The sequence below is a fragment of the Kitasatospora sp. NPDC058965 genome (assembly GCF_042741245.1).
GTDB lineage: Bacteria > Actinomycetota > Actinomycetes > Streptomycetales > Streptomycetaceae > Kitasatospora.
Window position 1 is genome coordinate 1 of record NZ_JBHYKG010000158.1, and the last position, 19613, is coordinate 19613.

Genomic DNA, 19613 nt, shown 5'->3' on the forward strand with positions numbered 1-19613 from the left:
GGGGCGGTTGTTTTGGTGGGGGGCGTCTACTCCCCCCTGTTGGGGGGGGGGGGGGGGGGGGGGGGGGGGGGGGGGGGGGGGGGGGGGGCCGGCGGGGGCGGGCCCCCCCCCCCCGGCGCGGTCACGCGGCGGCGAGCACGCCCCCGATGGCGCGCACCAGGTCACCGACGGTGCTGCCCTCCTTCAGCTCGTCCTCGGCGATGCTGATCGCGAAGCGCTCCTCGGCGGCGACGACGACCTCGACCAGCAGCAGCGAGTCGACGTCCAGGTCGTTGACGAACGACTTGTCCATCTCGACCTCGGCCGGGTCGGTGCCGGCCACCTCCTGCAGGATGGCGGCCAGGCCCTCGCGGATCTCTTCCTCGTTCATGTGCGTGTTCCTTTCGCTGGTGGATGCGGTGGTGCGGTGGTGCGGGCGGGTCGGTCGGCGGGGTCCGGGTCAGGGCTTCCAGGCCCGGACGACGGCCACGGCGTTGTGGCCGGCGAACCCGAAGGAGTTGCTCATCGCGATGTCGACCTTGTGCTCCTGCGCGGTGTGGGGCACGTAGTTGACCTCGGTGTCCTCCGGGTCGAAGCAGTTGACGGTCGGCGGCACCACGCCGTCGCGGATCGCGTGCACGGCCGCGATGGCCTCCACCGCGCCGGCCGCGCCGATCATGTGACCGGTCATCGACTTGGTGGAGCTGATCGGCACCCGGGTGGCGTGGTCGCCGAAGACCTGGCGGATCGCCAGGGTCTCGATCCGGTCGTTCAGCTTGGTGCTGGTGCCGTGCGCGTTGATGTAGTCGACCTCGGACGGGTCGATCCGGGCGTCGGCCAGCGCGGCGCGCAGCGCCTGCTGGGCGCCGGCGCCCTCCGGGTGCGGGGCGGTCGGGTGGTAGGCGTCGGTGCTGGCGCCGTAGCCGACCAGCTCGGCCAGGATCGGCGCGCCGCGCCGCATCGCCCGCTCGGCCTCCTCCAGCACCAGCACGCCGGCGCCGGCGGCCATGATGAAGCCGTCGCGCTCCTTGTCGAAGGGGCGGCAGGCGTGCTCGGGGTCGTCGTTGCGGCGCGACAGCGCCCGGGCCGAGCAGGCCGAGGCGATGTCGGAGCGGGTCACCGAGTCGTCGGAGCCGCCGGCCAGCACCACGTCGCAGGCGCCGTACTGGATCCAGCGCATCGCCTCGCCGATCGCCGAGGTGCCGCTGGCGCAGGCGGTGCTGATCGCGCCGGACGGGCCCTTGGCGCCGAACCGGATGGCCACCTCGCCGGCCGCGTTGTCGATCGCCGAGGCCGCCGAGGTGAACGGGCCGATGCTGCGGGCGCCCTTCGCCTCCAGGCCCAGGGTCACCTGCTGCTGCACGGTGCTGGCGCCGTACCCGGAGCCGATCTGCACGCCGACCCGGGGGGCCAGCTCCTCGTCGAACTCGATCTTCGCGGCCTCCACCGCCTCGACCGCCGCCGCCATCGCGTACTGCGCGAACGGGTCGATCCGCCGCCACACCTTGCGCGGCATGAACTGCTCCGGGTCGAAGTCCCGGACCTGGGCCGCGATCTGCGTCGGCAGGTCGGACACCTCGAAGTTCTCGATCCGGCGGATGCCGCTGCGGCCGGCCAGCAGCGACTCCCAGAAGGTGGCGGTGCTCAGGCCGATCGGCGAGATCACCCCGGTTCCGGTGATGACCACCCGGCGCCGCGGCGCGTACTCACTGCTCATCAGGTAGGACTCCGTTCTTCAGTGCTCGGTGGCAGCGGTGGCTGCCGAGGGGTCGGGGGTCTTGGCTTCGTGGGCGGCGCCGGGGAAGTCGCCGTCGAGCTCGGTGATGCCGGGCGGGGCGTCGGCGATGGTGACCGGGACCTCCAGGACCGCGACCTGCCCCTTGGCGCTGTGCAGCAGCGCCTCGCCGAGCAGGTCGACCAGCGTGGCCTTGTCCCGCACCACCGCGTGCCACACCGCGGGGTGGACCAGCAGCGCCCGGCCCGCCTCCCCGCCGCGGCCCGCCTCCTGCAGGAACCGGAACCGGCTGGCCTCGGTGCCGTGCTGGTCCAGCTGGCACTGCAGCCAGCCGTAGCCCTCGTTGCGCAGCACCACGTAGGTGACGCCGACGCCCTCCTCGGCCAGCGTCGCCACCTCGTTGGCGACCATGGCGAAGGCGCCGTCGCCGACGAAGGCGATCACCGGCCGGTCCGGGGCGGCGAGCTTGACGCCACCGGCGGCGGCGGTGCCGAAGCCGAGCGTGGTCTGCTCCGACGGGACCACCGAGCCGGCCTCGGCGCCGCAGGTCCAGTGCGGGAAGAAGTAGGACCACATGTCCTGCAGGCCGTTCTCCTGGACCAGGATCCGGTCCGCCGGCGCGACCCGGTCCAGGGCGACCAGCACCTCGGCCACGTGCACGGCGTCGGAGGCGGCCATCTCGGCGAGCCGGGCGTCCACCGCGTCGTGCGCGGCGGTGCGGCACTCGAAGACGGTGGCCGGCCACTCGGAGTCGGCGTCCTCCGGGCGCGGGCCGAGCGCCCGCAGCCAGTGCGCCACCACGGCCGCGCCCTCGCCGAGCACGATCGGGCCCGGGTACTCGGTGGAGACGCCGGCCGCGTCGATGTTTACCTGCAGCACCGGCACGCCGGCGCCGACGAAGGCGTGGTAGGTCGCGGTCTCCTCCAGCCGGCTGCCCAGCGTGATCAGCAGGTCGGCGCCCTCCCAGACCGGGGCCAGCTCGGCCGGCGAGTAGAGGCCGGACAGCCCGCCGAAGGCCGGGTGCCGCTCGTCGACCACGCCGCGCCCGGAGGCAGTGGCGAACACCGCCGCGCCGATCCGGTCGGCCAGCGCCTCGATCCGCCGACCGGCGTCCCGGCCGCGCATCCCGCCGCCGACCAGGATCACCGGCCGCCGGGCGCCCCCGATCAGCTCCAGCGCCCGCGAGCTGGTGTGCTCCGCCACGCCCACCGCCGGCTCGGGGGCCTCGGCCCACGGCCGGCTGCGGACCACGGCCAGGTCCAGCAGGTCGTCCGGCAGCTCGACGTAGACCGGGCCGGGCGCGCCGGTGGCGGCCAGCAGGAACGCCTTGTCCAGCACCGGCACCAGCCGGTCGGGGTGGTCGACCCGGGCCGCCCACTTGACCAGCGGACGCACCAGCGACAGCTGGTCGAGCTCCTGGAAGGCGCCGGAGTCGCGGCGGTTGGCCGCGGTGCCGCCCGCCAGCACCACCAGCGGGACCCCCGCCGTGTGCGCCTCCAGCAGGCCGGTGACGGCGTTGGCCACGGCCGGGCCCTTGCCGATCACGCAGACGCCGGGGCGCCCGGCCTGCAGCGCGTAGCCGGTGGCCAGGAACAGCGCGCTGCGCTGGTCGCGGCAGAGCAGCATCCGCACCGGCGCGCCCTCCAGCGCGTGCAGCGCGCCGAGGTCGTCGCCGGGCAGGCCGAACACGACCTCGACCTGACGGTGCACCAGGGCGTCCACCACGGCGTGCCAGGGGCTGGGGTAGGTGGTCTCCACGGTCAGACTCCGATTCCGTACTGGGCGACGGTCTTGGACACCAGCAGCGGCTCGGCGGTGCGCTTGCCGTTGTAGGCGGCGTAGTTGGCCATCACGCCGCGGCCGCCGAACGGGCTGTTGCCGTTGTCGACGTCCAGCAGCGTGCGGTTGACGGCCACGGTGTGCCGGTCGCGCAGCTTCTCGGCCAGCGCGTCCTCGGTCCCGTAGACCATCGCGCCCATCGAGCGCTCGGCGAAGTACGGCGAGAACAGCACGCTCTCCATCCGCTGCGGGTCGTCGTAGACCACGACGTTGAACAGCGGCGAGAAGAACTCGCTGATGTCCAGCTGGTCCTCGATGTCGCGGACGAACACCATCGGGCGGACCAGGCCGGTGCGGAAGTCGACGTCGCCGCCGTGCACCACGTACGCGCGGTTGCGCAGCACGAACTCGGTGGTGGAGCGGATCGCGGAGTCGTAGTAGACCGCGCCGTAGTCGGCGTCCGGGTCGCCGTAGTCCCCCTCTCGCTGCTCGGCCAGCCGCTTGATCAGGCCGCCGATGAACCGTTCCTGCATCGAGGAGTGGACGAAGAACACGTCCGGACCGAAGCAGTCCTGGCCGGAGTTGAGCAGCCGGATCCGGATCGCGTCGTCGATCGCCCGGTCGCCGTCGGCCTCCGGGCCGACCACGAACGGGTTGATGCCCTGGCCGAAGAAGAGCATCAGCTGGTCCCGGCGGAGCTTGCCGCGCAGCTCCTCGGCGTTGGTGTAGGCGCCGGTGAACACCACCACGTTGGCCTCGGCGGCCGGGCCGTCGACGAACTGGCGCTGGTTCAGCGCCGACATCTCGATCGGCAGGCCGTGCACCGGGGCGAGCAGCTGGTGCAGCCGGTGCGACTGCGCGGCCACCTGGCGGGAGGGGCGCAGCGCGATCCGCTCGACGAAGAGCGAGGGCACCACCGCGTGCAGCACGTAGGAGTAGAGCAGCACGTTGGAGGACATGAAGCCGGCCAGCCGGGCGACCCGCTTGGGCCGGTAGCGCCGGATCTCGTCGACCGCGCCCTCCAGGGTGGTGATCGAGGCCTCGATCTCCTCGTTGACCGCCTTGCGGACCGAGATCTCGGTGAGGATCTCGGCCACCGCCTCCGGCTGCTCGCGCAGGAAGGCGACCAGGTCCTCGAAGGCGCGCAGCCGGTCGGGCAGCGGCACGTCGGCGGCGGCCAGGCTGGAGACCGGCACCACCGCGCGGGCCGCCTTGTCGCCGAGCGCGTCGCGGGCCTGGCGGCGCAGCTCGGCCATGTCCGGCTTGCCGTTGGCGTTCAGCGGGAACTGGTCGACCACCAGCACCTTGTTGGGCTGCTCGTAGGAGGGCAGCAGGGCGTCGATCTCGCGCCGCCACAGCTGCGCGGTGGCGCGGTCGGGGTCCGCCACCACGAAGACCAGCTGGCAGCCGCGCCGCTCGTCGTCCAGCGCGACGATCTTCACCGGGCGGCCGCAGGCCTCGGCCCGGCGCTCGATCGACTCCGGGTAGAGGGTGTGGCCCAGCCGGTGCACGGCGTACTTGCGGCCGACCACGTACAGGTTGCCCTTGGTGTCCCAGTACCCGAGGTCCTGGGTGTGGTACTCCGGCGACTCCAGCGGTGCCACGCTGCCGTCCTCGGCCAGGTAGCCGACCATCATGGCGGGGCTGCGCACGATGATCTCGCCGGTGGAGCCGACCGTGACGGGGCTGCCGTCCGCGTCGACGATGGTGACCTCGACGCCGTCCAGCGGGCGGCCGCAGCCGTCGGGGTTGTCCAGGCTGGCCAGTGCGACGTTGCCGGCCTCGTTGCTGCCGTAGCCGTCCAGCACCGGCAGCCCGAAGGTGGCGGCGAACCGGGCGGCCACCGTGCTGCTCATCGGCGCACCGCCGACGCACCACATCCGCACCGTGACCAGCTCGACCAGCAGCTGCGGGCGGCGCTCGGTCAGGTTCAGGATGCTGTGCAGGGTGGAGGGGGTGGCGTCGACGATCGTCGCGCCGGCCTCCGAGCCGATCTTCAGCGCCTGGTCGAGCCGGTTGGTCGGGGTGACGATCAGCGTGCAGCCGAGCTGCCACCACATCAGCACCAGGGTCAGGCCGTAGAAGTGCGAGAACGGCACCAGCGGCAGCAGCACGTCGTCGGCCTGGTAGCCCATCCGCTCCCGGGAGCGGGACAGGTCGTCGAGCAGCGCCCGCCCGGAGCGGACGATGCCCTTCGGCAGCCCGGTCGAGCCGGACGACCAGGTGATCAGCGCGTCCTCGCGCCGCTCCCAGGCGGCGAAGTCAAGTGCCTCGTCGACCGGCGCGTCCGACGGCCCGGCGGCGACGTCGAACGGGACGGTCCGCACCTGGTCGGCGATCTCCTCGGCCCGCTGCGAGACCGCCCACGGCGCCCGGGTCAGCCGGGCCACCCGTGCGCACTCCCGACCGGTCTGCCGGTCGTCCAGCAGCACGATGGACACGTCCAGGTGCATCAGGGCGAGCAGCGCGATCACCATCGAGGGCGAGTTGTCGGCCTTCAGCAGCACCCGTTCGCCGCTTCTCACGCCGGTGCGCCGCAGTTCGGCCGCGAGTCTCAGTGCCTCCCGGGCCAGCTCGTCGGCCGTCCGCACGCCGGTTCCGGTGACCAGGGTCGCCTGGGGAACTCCCACCATCTCTCCTCCGTCGTCGTCGTTCTGAACTGAACCCGCGTCAGTGCTCGCCGACCGCACCGGATATCCGGTCGGTCAGGCGCTTCATCGGTCCCGGCGCCCACCAGGCGGCGGACCCGAACAGCTTGAGGAAGGCCGGCACCAGCACGCCGCGGATGACCACCGCGTCGAGGATCACCGCCAGGCCGGTGCCGAGGCCGAAGAGCTTCGCCAGCGACACCCCGGAGATCGCCGTCGAGAAGAAGGAGACCGCCAGGATCGCCGCGGCCGCGGTGATGATCGGCCCGCTGCCGCCGAGTCCGTCCCGCACCGAGGCGACCGGGTCGCCGGTGGCGGTCCAGCGCTCCTTGATCCGGGACAGCACGAACATCTCGTAGTCCATCGAGAGCGCGTAGGCGATGCAGAGCAGCAGCACCGGGATGGTCACCGCGATCGGTGCCGGGGTGACGCCGAACAGGTCGGCCAGGTGGCCGTGCTGGAAGACCCAGACGACCGCGCCCAGGACCGCGCCCAGGCCCAGCGCGTTGAACAGCACCGCCTTGACCGGCAGCAGCACGCTGCCGGTCGCGACGGCCAGCAGCACCAGGGTGAGCAGCGTGGCCAGGCCGATGCCGAGCGGCAGCCGGTCGCCGATCGAGGCGGTGACGTCGAGGAACTGGGCGGACGGGCCGCCGACCAGCACCCGGTGGCCGCCGGGGACGGCGACCGCCCGGACGGCGCGGACCAGTTGCTCGCCGTCCGCGGAGTAGGGCACCACGTCGTCGTCGACCAGCAGCAGGGTCGCCGGGCCGGCGCCGAAGCCGGGCAGCGGGCCCGGGTCGCCCACCGGCCGGCCCTGCTCGAACCGCCCGGCCGCACTGGTCACCGCGGTGATGTGCGGGACGGCGGACAGCCGCGCCGCGTAGTCCGACAGGTCGGCGCCGGTCGGCCAGTCCTGGCTGATCAGGGTGAGCGCGCCCTCGTCGTCGCCCGGGAACTGGCCGCGCACCGCGTCGGCCACCACCCGGCTCTCCGAGCCCTTGGGCAGCGCCCGCTCGTCCGGCACGCCGAACTGCGCGTCGGTCAGCGGCCAGGCGAGGGCCACCAGCAGCGCGACCACCAGGGCCCCGGCCACCACCGGGCGGTGCATCACGGCTCCGGCGATCCGGCCCCAGAGCCGGTCCCCGGGCGGCGTCGGCCCGCCCTGCGCGCCGGTCTCGCGCCGGCCGCGCTTGCCGAACGCCCAGCTGTCGATCCGGTCGCCGACCAGCAGCAGCGCGGCGGGCAGCGGGAGCAGCGCGCAGAGCACGGTGATCACCACCACCGCGACGCCGGCGTAGGCGAAGGAGCTGAGGAAGTACTGCTTGAACACCAGCAGCGTGCTGAGCACCGCCGCGACGATCGCGCCGCTGAACACCACGGTCCGCCCGGCGGTGCGCAGGGTGACCGCCAGGGCCTGCGGACCGGGCAGGCCGCGCTCGCGCTCCTCCCGGTAGCGGGAGACGATCAGCAGGCTGTAGTCGACGGCCAGGCCCAGCCCCAGGGCCGCGGTCAGGTTGACCGCGAAGACCGAGACCGGGGTGACCTCGCCGATCCCGTGGAGCACCGCCAGCGAGCCGGAGACCGAGAGCATCCCGACGAACAGCGGCAGCAGCGCGGCCACCACGCCGCGGAAGACGAAGAACAGCAGGATCAGTGTGAGCGGCAGCGCGACCGCCTCGGACAGCGCCAGGTCGTTGCCGGTCTGCTGGGTCAGGTCGTTGTTCACCTGCGCCACGCCGCCGAACCGGACGGTCACCGGGCCGGCCCGCTGCACCAGTTCGTCGTGCAGCCGGGTGGTGGTCCGGGCCACCGCGTCCTCGTCGCCGCCGACCCGCACCGTGGTCAGCGCGCTGTGCCCGTCCGTCGAGCGCAACGCGGCGTCGCCGCCGTCGAAGTAGCTCGCCACCACGTGCACGCCGGGCTCCGCGGTCAGCACGGCCAGCAGGTGCTTGCCGGTCTCGGCCACCTGCGGGTCGTCCACCCGGCCGCCCTGGTCCTGCACCAGCAGCACCAGGTTGGCCTGGCCGGAAGGGAACTCGGCGGCCAGCAGCTTGGCCGCCTGCGCCGAGTCGGAGGCCGGGTCGTCGAACCCGCCGTTCTTCATCGCCGCGGACGCCCCGCCGGACAGCACCCCGGTCAGCACCAGGAACACCACGCTGATCCAGAGCACCCAGCGCGGTCTGCGCAGCGCGGCCGGGAGGCGGCGGACGGGCTCCGCCGGGCCGGGGGGCGCCGCGGCGGCGACCGGTGGCACGGGCGTTGGGGACAAGGGAACCAGCTCCTGATCGATCGGGTGTGGGTGACGGGGCGTCGGCGGGGCGCGGATCGTCAGCCGTTGGCGGCGGCGCGCAGCCGCCCCAGCTCCTCGGCCACGGCCGCGACCGTGCCGCGGATCTGCTCGGCGGTGTGCTCGGAGGTGACGAAGAACCGCAGCCGGGCCTCGGACTCCGGCACCGCGGGGTACATGATCGGGTTGACGCTGATGCCCCGGTCGAAGAGCACCTCGGCCAGCTTGAGGGTGATCTCGGAGTCGCCGACCACGCACGGCACCACGGGCGAGTCGGCGCTCGGGCCGGTGTCCAGACCGGCCGCGCGGGCCTCGGCGAGGAACAGCTCGGCGTTGCCGCGCAGTCGCTCCAGCCGCTCCGGCTCGTCGCGCATGGCGCGGATCGCGGCGAGCGCGGCCGCCGTGTTCGGCGGCGTCATGCCGACGCTGTAGACGAAGCCGGGCACGCTGTACTTGAGGTAGCGCACCACGGCCGCCGAGCCGCCGACGTAACCGCCGCAGCTGGAGAGCGACTTGGAGAGGGTGCCGGACCACAGGTCGATCTTCGAGCGGTCCACGCCGAAGTACTCGCCGACCCCGCCGCCGCCCTTGCCGACGGTGCCGATGCTGTGCGCCTCGTCCACCAGCACGATCGCGCCGTGCTTCTCCTTGACCTCGATCAGCTTCGGCAGGTCGACCAGGTCGCCGTCCATGCTGTAGACGCCCTCCACCACGATCATGGTGCGGCGGTACTGCGACCGGGCCCTGGTGAGCAGCGCGTCCAGCGCCGCCATGTCGTTGTGCGGGAACGGGAGCCGCCGGGCGCCGGAGAGCTTGCAGCCCTGCAGGATGCTGTCGTGCGCCAGCTCGTCGTGCACCACCAGGTCGCCGGGGCCGAGCAGGTGACCGATCACCGAGACGTTGGTGGCGTGGCCGCTGACCATCACGATCGCGTCCTCGGTGCCGAGCAGCACGGAGAGTTCGGCCTCCAGCTCGCGGTGCAGCGGCCGGTCGCCGGACAGGAACCGGCTGGCCGAGACCGAGCTGCCGTAGCTGTCCAGCGCCTCGGTGACCGCCTGCTTGATCGCCGGGTGGCCGGACAGGCCGAGGTAGTTGTAGCTGGAGAAGCAGACCAGCTCGCGGCCCTCGACCCGGGTGCGGTCGGTCGCGGTGCCCTCGTGCAGCAGGAAGTACGGGTTGCGCGCGCCGGGTTCGCCCAGCTGCGCCTCCAGCGCCTTCGCCTCGGGGAAGTCCTCGATCCGGTCCTGCGGCACCACCAGCACGGCCGGCGCGGGCTCGACGCCGACCGACACCGCGACCGGCGCGGGCTCGACGACCGCGGGCACCGCGGCGGGCGCGGCCTCGATCCCCAGCAGCCCGGTCAGCGCGTCGACCACCTCCCGGACGGTCGGGCGGGGCGCGATGGCGCCGCCGGCCAGCCTGCCGGTCAGCTGCGGCCAGGTCCGCTGCACCGAGGCCATCAGCTCGGTCAGCATCAGCGAGTCGAAGCCGAGCTCCTGGACCACCAGGTTGTCCTCGTGCAGCTGGTCGACGGGGAAGGCGCTGATCCGGGAGATGTGCTGCAGCACCGTGCCGCGCACCGCGAGCCGCTCGGCCCCGGCCGCCGGTCCGGGCAGCACCGGCAGCACGGTCCGCTGCGGGGCGGGCGCGGCCACCAGCACCGCCTCCACCGGCGGCACCGGCGCCGGCCCGACCTCCTCGGCGGCGCCGAGGCTGCGCAGGGTCGCGAGCTGCTCGCGCATCAGGGACACGACCTCGTTCACGAAGCTCTCCTTCACGGGAGGTTGGGACAGCGGCACGGGCTGCCCGGCGTTCGGCACGGCGGCCGCGGCGGTGTTCGGCGCGGCGTTCGGCACCGCGTCCGGTGCGGCGCCCGGCACGGCCGGGGCCGCGCCGCCGTGCGCCGCGCGGGTGGCGAACCGCTCGCTCGGCTCCTGCGCCGCGACCCAGTAGCGGCGGGTGCGCAGCGGGGACGGCGGCAGCGACAGCAGCCGGGGCGCCCGCTCGAACAGCGGCGTCGGGTCCACCGGGACCCCGAGCACGGCCAGCTGGCCGAGTCCGGCGAGGAAGGTGCGGGTGTCGTCGGGCGAGTCGCCGGACAGGGCGACGTAGTGCACCCCCTCCTGCTCCCGCAGGTTGGCCCGGACCGCGGACAGCAGCCCGCGCCCGCCAGCGAGTTGGACGAAGATCCGGGCGTCCGCCCGGTGCGCGGCCTGCGCGGCGGCGGCGAACCGCACCGGGGCCAGCGCGTGCTCCGCCCACAGCGCGCGGATCCGCTCGGGGTCGGCGCACTCCGCGCCGCTCACCGAGGAGACGAAGGCCAGTTCCGGCGCCGCGAGCCCGGTGCCGGCGAGGTCCTCGGTGATCCCCTCCCGGGTGTCGGCGAGCAGCGGCGAGTGGAAGGCGTTGGAGACCTCCAGCCGCTTGGCGCCGACGCCGGCCGCGGCGCAGCGCCGCGCGGTCTCGGCGAGCCCCTCCTCGGTGCCGCTGACCACGGTCTGGTCGGGGTGGTTGAAGCAGCTCGACCAGGCGCCGTCGACGCCGCGCAGCAGCTCCTCGACCCGCTCGGCACCGGCCCGGACCGCCAGCATCCCGCCGCGGGCCCCGGCCTCGGCGGCCCGCATCCGGCGGCCCCGGGAGGCGAGCAGCCCGATCGCCTCCTCGGCGGCCAGCACGCCGGCGACCGCGGCGGCCGGGAACTCCCCCACGCTGTGTCCGAGCGCCAGCGCCGGCCGCACCCCGCAGCGCCGGACCAGGTCCGCCACTGACAACCCAAGAAGGCCCAGTGCCGGTTGGCAGACATCCGTGCCGGTCAGCCGGGCGCGGCCCGCGTCGGTCGTCGCGAACGGCCCGTACACCGCCTCGATCGCGGAGAAGCCGGCCTGCTCGCGCAACACCGCGTCCAGCGCCTCGGCCCGCTCGCGCACCGTCGGGAACCGGTCGAACAGGTCTCCCAGCATGCCCGGCCGCTGGCTGCCCTGGCCGGGGAAGAGGAAGGCCACCGCGCGCTTCTTGAGCGGGAGCGGGGACTTGCCCGCGAACCCGGCCGCGCCCAGCGCGCCCAGCTTGCCGGCGGCGAGCTGCTCCCGGGCCTGCAGCAGCTTCTCGCGCAGCTCGTCGAGACCGGCCGCGACCACCGCCAGGCGGGCCGGCAGCAGCTCGCGCTGCGCCAGCGTGTAGGCCAACTCCTCGGCGGTGGCTTCGGGTTGCTCGGAGAGCTCGGCGAGCAGCCGCTCGATGTGGTCGGCCAGCAGGGCCGGCGTGCCGGCCGAGAACAGGAACAGCTCGGGCCGCTGCGCCGGCGCGGGAGCGCTCGGCACGGCCGGCGCGTCCTGCAGCACCACGTGCACGTTGGTCCCGCCGAAGCCGAAGCCGTTCACCCCGACCCGCCGCGGTGCGCCGTCGGCCGGCCAGGGCACCGGCTCGCCCGCGATCCGCAGGCCCGCCTCGGCCAGCCCGGCCGCCGGATCCACCTCGGTGGGCGGCTGCGGCACGACGGTGCCGTGGTGCAGCACCAGGGCGCCCTTGATCAGGCTGGCCATGCCGGCCGCGCTGAGGCTGTGCCCGATCATGCTCTTCACCGAGGACAGGTAGGCCCCGCGGTCGGGCCCGTCCGACCGGTCGGCGGTGCGCACCGCGGTGATGGCCTGCAGCTCGGTCCGGTCGCCGACCACCGTGGCGGTGCCGTGCGCCTCGATGAAGCCGACCGAGTCCAGGGTGCACTGCGCGTCGGCGTAGGCCCGCCGCAGTGCGAGCTCCTGGCCCTCCTGACGGGGCGTCATCGGGCCGTCCGTGGTGCCGTCGTTGGAGCTGCCGATCCCGCGGACCACGGCGTAGACGCGGTCGCCCGCGGCCAGCGCCTCGTCCAGCGGCCGCAGCACCATCACCCCGATGCCCTCGCCCAGCACGAACCCGTCGGCGCGGTGGTCGAACGGCCGGCACACCCCGGCCTGCGAGAGCGCGCCGACCTTCGCGAAGCCGACCAGCCCGTTGGGCGCCAGCGCCAGGTAGGCGCCGCCGACCACGGCCTCGCGGCAGTGCCCCGCCCGCAGGTGGGTGACCGCCTCGTAGAGGGCGACCAGGCTGGAGGAGCAGGCGGCGTCGACCGTGAAGCTGGGCCCGCCGAGGTCGTAGTACTGGCTGACCGTGGCCGCGGCCATGTTCAGCAGCAGGCCCGGGACGGTGAACGGCTGGATCTGCTTGACGTCCGGGCTGTACTCGGCGTACTCCGAGCTGCTCATCGCCACGAACACCCCGGTGCTCGCCCGGTCGAACGGGCGGCGCTCCCAGCCCGCGTCCTGCAGCGCCTCGCGGGAGACCTGGAGCAGCAGCCGGTGCTGCGGGTCCATGTTCTGCACCCGGCGCGGCGACATCCGGAAGTGCGCGGCGTCGAACTGGTCGACGCCCTCGATCAGCGCCAACTGGTCGGTGTAGGAGGCCTTGGTGCCGCGCTTGTCGTCCGGGTCGAAGAACTCCGCGTGGTCCCAGCGGTCCGCGGGCACCGAGCGGAACTGCCGGCGTCCGCCGAGCAGCAGCCGCCAGTACTCCTGAAGGTTCTGTGCCCCTGGGAAGCGGCAGCCCATTCCTACGATCGCGATGTCACGCACCAGGTACCTCGCCGTCCGGTGTCAGCTTCGGTTGATCTCTCGTGCTCCGCCGGTGTGCCGGGTCTTGCTCACCACCGGCCGCTGCGAAGGCTGTCATGCACTTGTGCGAGGAGTCAACATTCGTGACTGCCTACGCACGAAGGCCATTTCCCCTGCTAGAAGGGGTAGTTGGCTGGATTCTCCACACAGTCGTCGGCCACTGTTAGCCGTAACGTCGTGTGACTGCGGCCGCTGGTCGACGCGGGTTGAACGCTGTTCACCGTAATGGTTTGTGACAACCCTTGACTGCACTGCACGCACGTGCGGACAGAGCGCCGCGCAGCCCGACCGGCACTGCCGCAACCGGGCCACGAGGGCCGGGCGGCAGCGCAGTTGATGGAACGTCAGACTCTGACAGAAGTCAGCTCGTGCCCGACGGGCGCGTCGGACGACGCCGCCCGGCGGACTGACGGTGCGTCGGTCATGGCTCTGCGCCGACGCCGTTGCCGCGAACCGGGCACGGCCGACCGGGGTGCCGGCCGCGCCCTCCGTCGACTGACGGTCCGTCAGTCGCCCATCGCGTGGAAGCCGCCGTCGGCGTGCACGATCTCGCCCGTGGTGGCCGGGAACCAGTCGGAGAGCAGCCCGACGGCCGCGCGGGCGGCCGGCTCGATGTCGTCGGCCTTCCAACCCAGCGGCGAGCGCGCGTCCCAGGTGGCCTCGAACTCCTCGAAGCCGGGGATGCCCTTGGCCGCGATGGTGCGCAGCGGACCCGCCGCGACCAGGTTCACCCGGATCCCCTTGGGGCCCAGGTGCCGGGCCAGGTACCGCGAGCAGGACTCCAGACCCGCCTTCGCGACACCCATCCAGTCGTAGGAGGACCAGGCGACGGTGGCGTCGAAGTCCAGCCCGACGATCGAGCCGCCGTCGTGCATCAGCGGCAGCGTGGCCATCGCCAGCGCCTTCATCGAGTAGGTGGACACGTGCAGCGCGGTCGAGACGTCCGCCCAACCGGTGTGGAGGAAGTTGCCGCCGAGCGCCTCGATCGGGGCGAACCCGATCGCGTGCACCACGCCGTCCAGCCCGTCCACGTGCTCGCGCACCCGGTCGGCCAGCGAGTCGAGCTGCTCCTGGTCGGTGACGTCGAGCTCCAGCACCGGTGCCGGCCCCGGCAGCCGCTTGGCGATCCGCTCGACCAGGCTGAGGCGCCCGAAGCCGGTGAGGACCACCTCCGCGCCTTCCTGCTGCGCCAGCCGAGCCACGTGGAAGGCGATCGAGTCGCTGGTCAACACACCCGTGACCAGGATCCGCTTGCCGGACAGGATGCCCATGAATACCCCATTCCCAACCGCTGTCGACGGGGTGCCCCCCGGTCGCGTACGAATCACTTGTGTTCGACCGACCCGCGAATTCGAACCCGCCGACAACGCGCTGACGAACGGCAGGGAATAACCCGGGAAGGGGTCGGCCGGTTCGATGGTCGGTTACCCGTGAATCGTCGACGGGAACGCGCGGTGAATGGGCAGGGCATGCCTCACGGGAAGAACGCGCCAGGCGTTCACGGATCGGCAATCACCGGCGTGGAACGTGACTCGCCCGCCGCCACGGGCAGTTCTCGTGCGATCCCCAGATCGCGTGCCGATCCTCAAGTCCGCTGCAAGCTAGCAGCATGATTCGCCATCAGGCAAGGCGGCCGGGCGCCCACCGCCCCGATGGGCGGCGACGTCCGGACGAACGGGTCGTGAACAGCACGGCAAGATCGGACACCGGTGCACCGGATCCCGGATCCAGTGGCTTAAATGGGCTCCGCCGCGCGCCCTCATTGAATAGCAGCGCACTCCATTACCCGGAGGACGGATGACCACGGAAGCTGTCCGCACGCGTGACCTGGAACTCCTGCACTCACTGGAATCAGTGGTCGAGACCAATCTCGAACGCCATCTGGCGGCCGCCAAGGACTGGATGCCGCACGACTACGTGCCGTGGAGCGAGGGCCGCGACTTCGCCTTCCTCGGCGGCGAGGACTGGAAGCCCGAGGACTCGCGCCTCGACCCGGTGGCCAAGGCCTCGATGATCATCAACCTGCTGACCGAGGACAACCTGCCCTCGTACCACCGCGAGATCGCCGTCGTCTTCGGCCGCGACGGCGCCTGGTCCGAGTGGGTCAACCGGTGGACCGCCGAGGAGGCCCGGCACAGCATCGCGCTGCGCGACTACCTCGTGGTCACCCGCGGCGTCGACCCGGTGCTGCTGGAGCAGCGCCGGATGGCGCACATGCAGACCGGGTTCACCAGCCGCAGCGAGTCCGCGGTGAACGACCTGGCGTACGTCTCCTTCCAGGAGTTGGCCACCCGCGTCTCGCACCGCAACACCGGCCGGGCCACCGGCTGCCCGGTCGCCGACCGGCTGCTCACCCGGATCTCCACCGACGAGAACCTGCACATGGTCTTCTACCGCAACCTGCTGAAGGCGGCGCTGGAGGTGCAGCCGGACGAGACGATGCAGGCGATCCGGGACGAGGTGATCGGCTTCGAGATGCCCGGCAGCGGCGAGACCGACTTCGCCCGCAGCTCGGTGGCGATCGCCAAGGCCGGCATCTACGACCTGCGGCTGCACCACGACGAGGTCGTCATGCCGGTGCTGCGGTTCTGGCGGGTGTTCGAGCTGACCGGTCTGTCCGGCGCGGGCGAGCAGGCCCGCGAGGAGCTGGCCGAGTTCCTCGGCCTGCTGGACGAGAAGGCCAACCGGTTCGTCGAGCAGCGCGAGCGGCTGTTGGCGCGGCAGGCCAAGGCCGCGGAGTGATCCGGCCGGTGCCGCTCCCCGCGGCACCGGCCACCGAGCGTCATGTTCCGGCCCGCCCTTGCGGCCACCGGGCCTCCCGTCACCGGACCCGCGGTCACTGGGCCTCCCGGGCGGCGATCACCTCGACCAGGGTGCGCCAGGCCCGGGCGGCCCTGCGGTGCGCACCCGTCTCGTCGAACAGCTCGGCGGCCTGCCGGCAGGACTTCTCCGCCTCCTCCGGGCGCCCGCCCGCCAGTTGCACGTCGGCGGCCGCGAGCAGGCACTCGGCCAGTTCGTGCGGCGGCAGGCCCGGGGCCGGGTGGACCTCGGCCGCCCGGGCCAGCGCGTCCTCCCGCCGACCCCGGCGGGCCAGCAGCACCGCCTCGACCGCGGCCAGTTGGATCCCGTCGGCCTCGGTGCCGACCAGCGCGAAGGCGGTCCGGACCCGGCCCAGCAGGTCCTCGGCCGCATCCGTGCTCCGGTCGGCGGCCAGCCTCGCCCGGACGGTGGTCAGCCCGAGCCGGGCCGACTGCCGCAGCCCGGCCCGGGCCGGCAGCAGCAGGGCCGCCCGCTCCAGCAGCGGCAGCGCCTCGCCGGGTCGGCCCGTCGCCAGCTGCACCGCGCCGGCGGCCCAGCAGGCGAGCCCGCGCAGCCGATCGGTCGGCAGCTCGTCCAGCCGGGCCAACACCTCCTGCAGCGCCTCGCCCGCCCGGTCCAGGTCGTCGCGCGCGGTGTGCGCCGTGGCCAGCGCGAGCCGGGCCCGGCCCCACTCCAGCGCGCCGGCGTCGAGGTGGTCGGCCGCCGCGACCGCCTGCTCCCCCGCCCGCACCGCCTCGGCCAACAGCCCACGGCTGTGCGCGAGTTCGGAGATGGCCGCGGCCACCCGGGCGCGCAGCGGGGCCGAGCTGTTGGTCAGCGGATCGTCCAGCAACCGGCGCAGCACCGCGTCCCGGTCCACCGGCCGGTCCAGCTCGCCGTAGGCCTCGGCCAACTCCCACCAGGCCTGGAAGGCGACGTCGTCCTCACCCAGCGCGTCGGCCTCCTCGACCAGGGCGGCCAGCTCCTGGACGGCGAACCGGTGGCCGCCCTCGGCCCGGGCGCTGCGGGCGACCACCAGGCGGCGGACCAGATCGGCGCGGTCGTCCGGATCCGTGGTCGCCACCACGCCGAACTCGGCGAGCGAAACGCCCAACCGCTCGGCAATGGTCTGCGCGATCTCCTCGCTCGGCATCCGGCGGCCGGACTCGATCAGCGAAATGTAGCTCGGCGACACCTCGCCACCGGCCAATTCCGTCTGGGACATCTCGCGTTGGCGGCGCAGGAAGCGCAGGCGCCGTCCGAACGCAGGCTGGTCGAGCACCCGACTCCAATCATCAACGCGGGCCATCATGCCGTTGATGACACAGTGCCAATAAGCCTACCCGAGGGTAGGAGGGGGAACACCAGCGTCCGATAGTCGACCGCCGGTGCCGATTTCGGCCAATTGCCTTGCGCCACAAGGGTAGCCACCGACGGTGCACCCCGGCGCCCCCTGAAGGCCTCCCGGGGTACCCGTACCCGCCGCCTCGGTCGCGCAGGATGCGCACACGTCCGAAGAACCGGACGGCAACTGGACGAAAGAGGGGTAACAGCGTGTCCCGATCCGTTCTGGTCACCGGCGGCAACAAGGGGATAGGACTCGCGATCGCCCGCGGCCTCGCGGCGGCCGGCGACCGGGTCGCGGTCACCTACCGCACCGACCCGCCCGCCGACTTCCTGGCGGTGCAGTGCGACGTCACCGACCCCGAGCAGGTCGAGAAGGCCTTCGCCCAGGTCGAGCAGGCGCACGGTCCGGTCGAGGTGCTGGTGGCCAATGCGGGCATGACCCGGGACCGGCTGCTGCTGCGGATGGCCGAGGAGGACTTCACCAGCGTGCTGGACACCAACCTCACCGGCGTCTTCCGGGTGGTGAAGCGCGCCGCGAAGGGCATGCTCCGGGCCCGCGGCGGGCGGATCGTGGTGATCTCCTCCGCGGTCGCCCTGCGCGGCGAGGCCGGCCAGGCCAACTACGCCGCGTCCAAGGCGGGCCTGATCGGCTTCGCCCGCTCGCTGGCCCGCGAACTCGGCCCCCGCGGCATCACGGTGAACGTGGTCGCCCCCGGCCTGACCGACACCGCGATGATCTCGGTGCTGAGCGAGGAGCAGCGGGCCGGGCTGATCGAGGAGACCCCGCTGCGCCGCCTCGGCCGGCCCGAGGAGATCGCCGCGGCCGTCCGCTTCCTCGCCTCCCCCGAGGCCGCCTTCATCACCGGAGCCGTCCTCCCCGTCGACGGCGGCGCGGCGATGGGGCACTGAGCCCGCTGCCCGACGACGGCGCGCGGCCGGTGTCAGGGTCGACTCACCGGATTGCGGGGGGCACACCGGCGCGACCGGGCAAGTCCTGGTCGGCCGTCCACCGGGTCAGGCTCCCCGCGATCGTGATGGAGTGCGTGGCGTGCGGGCCCACGGCGGGGAGCAGGGCGGCCAGGTGGGTCGCTGCGGCCTTCGCGCCGACCGGGTCGCCGGCCGCGGTGCGCCAGTGGGCCAGGTTGTGGAGGACGGCCAGGGTGTCCGGCGCGTCGGCGCCCAGCAGCCGGACCGCGTCGTCCAGCAGGGCGGTGAAGAGGGCGGCCGCCCCGGCCGGGTCGCCGGCGGCGCCGCGCCAGTAGGCGAGGTTGCCGCGGGTGGCCAGGGTGTGGGGGTGGTCCGGGCCGAGCAGGCGGGTGCGGTCGGCGAGGAGGTCGGCCAGCAGGCTCGCGGCCCGGCCCGGGTCACCGGCCACGCCGGTCCAGTGGGCCGCCCGGCCGCGGGTGGCCAGGGTGTGCGGGTGGTCGCCTCCCAGCACCCGGGTGCGGTCGGCCAGGAGCTCGGCCAGCTCCGCGGCGGCGCCGGACGGGTCACCGCCGACGCCCCGCCAGTGCGCGGCGTTGGCACGGATCCCGAGGGTGTCGGGGTGCTGCGGTCCCAGGATCCTCAGGTGGTCCGCGAGCAGCTCGCCGTACGCCCGCCGGGCACCGGCCGGGTCACCCGCCACGCCCGTGGTGGCGGCGGCGTTGGCACGGATGGCCAGCGTGTCGGGGTGGTCCGGTCCCAGGACGCGCAGCGCGTCGGCCAGCACGCCGGCCTCCGCCGCGAGCGCGCCGGTCGGGTCCCCGGTGGCGACCAGCCAGGACGCGTGGTCGCTGCGGGCCGTCAGGCTGTCGGGGTGGTCGGGTCCGAGGATCCGCGCGCGTTCCGCGGCGAGCTGGGCCAGGGCGGCCACGGTGCCGGTCCGGTCGCCGCCGACGCCCCGCCAGTGCGCCAGCTCCTGGCGCGTGCTGAGGGTCCGCGGGTGCTGCGGCCCCAGCACCCGCTCGTGGTCGGGCAACAGGACTTCCAGGGTGGCGACGGCGCCGGCCGTGTCACCCGCCTCGCCCTGCCAGTGGCCGAGCTCCTGACGGGTGGTCAGGGTGTGCGGGTGGTCGGGACCGAGCAGCCGCTGCCGGTCGGCGAGCAGGTCCGCGAACGCCGCCACGGCCCCGGCGGCGTCTCCCGCCTCCCCGCGCCACCAGGCGAGGCCGTGGCGGGTGCTCAGGGTGTCGGGGTGGTCCGGGCCCAGCACCCGCACCCGGTCCGCCAGCAGCTCGGTCGTCGCCGCGACGGCGCCGGCCGCGTTCCCGGCCCGCCCCTGCCACCGGGCCCATTCGTGGCGGGCACTGAGGGTGTCGGGGTGGTCCGCGCCCAGCACCCGCACCCGGTCCGCCAGCAGCTCGGCCGTCGCCGCGACCGCCCCCTCCAGGTCACCTGCCTGCCCGCTA

11 protein-coding genes are annotated in these 19613 nt (G+C 73.8%); 2 read left to right on the plus strand and 9 right to left on the minus strand.

Translation table 11 applies throughout. The annotated features are described in order from the left end of the window. Nucleotides 1-121: 121 nt before the first annotated feature. The 7 genes from ACFW1A_RS24250 to fabI all read right to left on the minus strand — a co-directional run bounded on the left by ACFW1A_RS24250 (nt 122) and on the right by fabI (nt 14348). The gene (locus tag ACFW1A_RS24250) at nt 122-370 is read right to left on the minus strand and encodes an acyl carrier protein (RefSeq protein WP_380411519.1); all 249 of its coding nucleotides are present in this window, start codon (nt 368-370) and stop codon (nt 122-124) included. A 69-nt stretch (nt 371-439) separates the two neighbouring features. Further along, nucleotides 440-1696, minus strand: coding sequence for a beta-ketoacyl-ACP synthase II (gene fabF, locus ACFW1A_RS24255; protein WP_380411522.1), 1257 nt, complete (start codon nt 1694-1696; stop codon nt 440-442). Nucleotides 1697-1714: 18 nt separating this feature from the next. Continuing rightward, on the minus strand, nt 1715-3472 hold the full coding sequence (locus tag ACFW1A_RS24260; RefSeq protein ID WP_380411524.1) for a thiamine pyrophosphate-binding protein: 1758 nt from the start codon (nt 3470-3472) through the stop codon (nt 1715-1717). A 2-nt stretch (nt 3473-3474) separates the two neighbouring features. Further along, the gene (locus ACFW1A_RS24265) at nt 3475-6126 is read right to left on the minus strand and encodes an aldehyde dehydrogenase family protein (RefSeq protein WP_380411527.1); all 2652 of its coding nucleotides are present in this window, start codon (nt 6124-6126) and stop codon (nt 3475-3477) included. A 37-nt stretch (nt 6127-6163) separates the two neighbouring features. Beyond that, the gene (locus ACFW1A_RS24270) at nt 6164-8413 is read right to left on the minus strand and encodes an MMPL family transporter (RefSeq protein WP_380411529.1); all 2250 of its coding nucleotides are present in this window, start codon (nt 8411-8413) and stop codon (nt 6164-6166) included. Between the two features lie 59 nt (nt 8414-8472). After that, on the minus strand, nt 8473-13038 hold the full coding sequence (locus tag ACFW1A_RS24275; protein ID WP_380411532.1) for an aminotransferase class I/II-fold pyridoxal phosphate-dependent enzyme: 4566 nt from the start codon (nt 13036-13038) through the stop codon (nt 8473-8475). Between the two features lie 545 nt (nt 13039-13583). After that, complete coding sequence (fabI, locus tag ACFW1A_RS24280; RefSeq protein WP_380411535.1) at nt 13584-14348, minus strand: enoyl-ACP reductase FabI; 765 nt, start codon at nt 14346-14348, stop codon at nt 13584-13586. A gap of 526 nt (nt 14349-14874) precedes the next feature. On the opposite strand from fabI, the gene ACFW1A_RS24285 reads away from it, so the two are divergent. Next, nucleotides 14875-15819, plus strand: coding sequence for an acyl-ACP desaturase (locus ACFW1A_RS24285; RefSeq protein ID WP_380411538.1), 945 nt, complete (start codon nt 14875-14877; stop codon nt 15817-15819). Between the two features lie 94 nt (nt 15820-15913). Here ACFW1A_RS24285 and ACFW1A_RS24290 read toward each other — a convergent pair whose 3' ends face one another. Further along, on the minus strand, nt 15914-17158 hold the full coding sequence (locus ACFW1A_RS24290; protein WP_380411542.1) for a helix-turn-helix domain-containing protein: 1245 nt from the start codon (nt 17156-17158) through the stop codon (nt 15914-15916). Nucleotides 17159-17430: 272 nt separating this feature from the next. Here ACFW1A_RS24290 and ACFW1A_RS24295 point away from each other — a divergent pair, with 272 nt between their 5' ends. Continuing rightward, nucleotides 17431-18132, plus strand: a complete 702-nt coding sequence (locus tag ACFW1A_RS24295) for a beta-ketoacyl-ACP reductase (protein WP_380411544.1) — start codon at nt 17431-17433, stop codon at nt 18130-18132. Nucleotides 18133-18175: 43 nt separating this feature from the next. Here ACFW1A_RS24295 and ACFW1A_RS24300 read toward each other — a convergent pair. Then, the coding region (locus ACFW1A_RS24300; protein ID WP_380411547.1) for a tetratricopeptide repeat protein at nt 18176-19613 on the minus strand (1438 nt) is incomplete at its 5' end.

Bases quoted from the DNA above. Each gene is read 5' to 3' on its own strand.
- ACFW1A_RS24265 (WP_380411527.1), bottom strand. From the start codon at position 6,126: ATGGTGGGAGTTCCCCAGGCGACCCTGGTCACCGGAACCGGCGTGCGG.
- fabI (WP_380411535.1), bottom strand. From the start codon at position 14,348: ATGGGCATCCTGTCCGGCAAGCGGATCCTGGTCACGGGTGTGTTGACC.
- ACFW1A_RS24285 (WP_380411538.1), top strand. From the start codon at position 14,875: ATGACCACGGAAGCTGTCCGCACGCGTGACCTGGAACTCCTGCACTCA.
- fabF (WP_380411522.1), bottom strand. From the start codon at position 1,696: ATGAGCAGTGAGTACGCGCCGCGGCGCCGGGTGGTCATCACCGGAACC.
- ACFW1A_RS24250 (WP_380411519.1), bottom strand. From the start codon at position 370: ATGAACGAGGAAGAGATCCGCGAGGGCCTGGCCGCCATCCTGCAGGAG.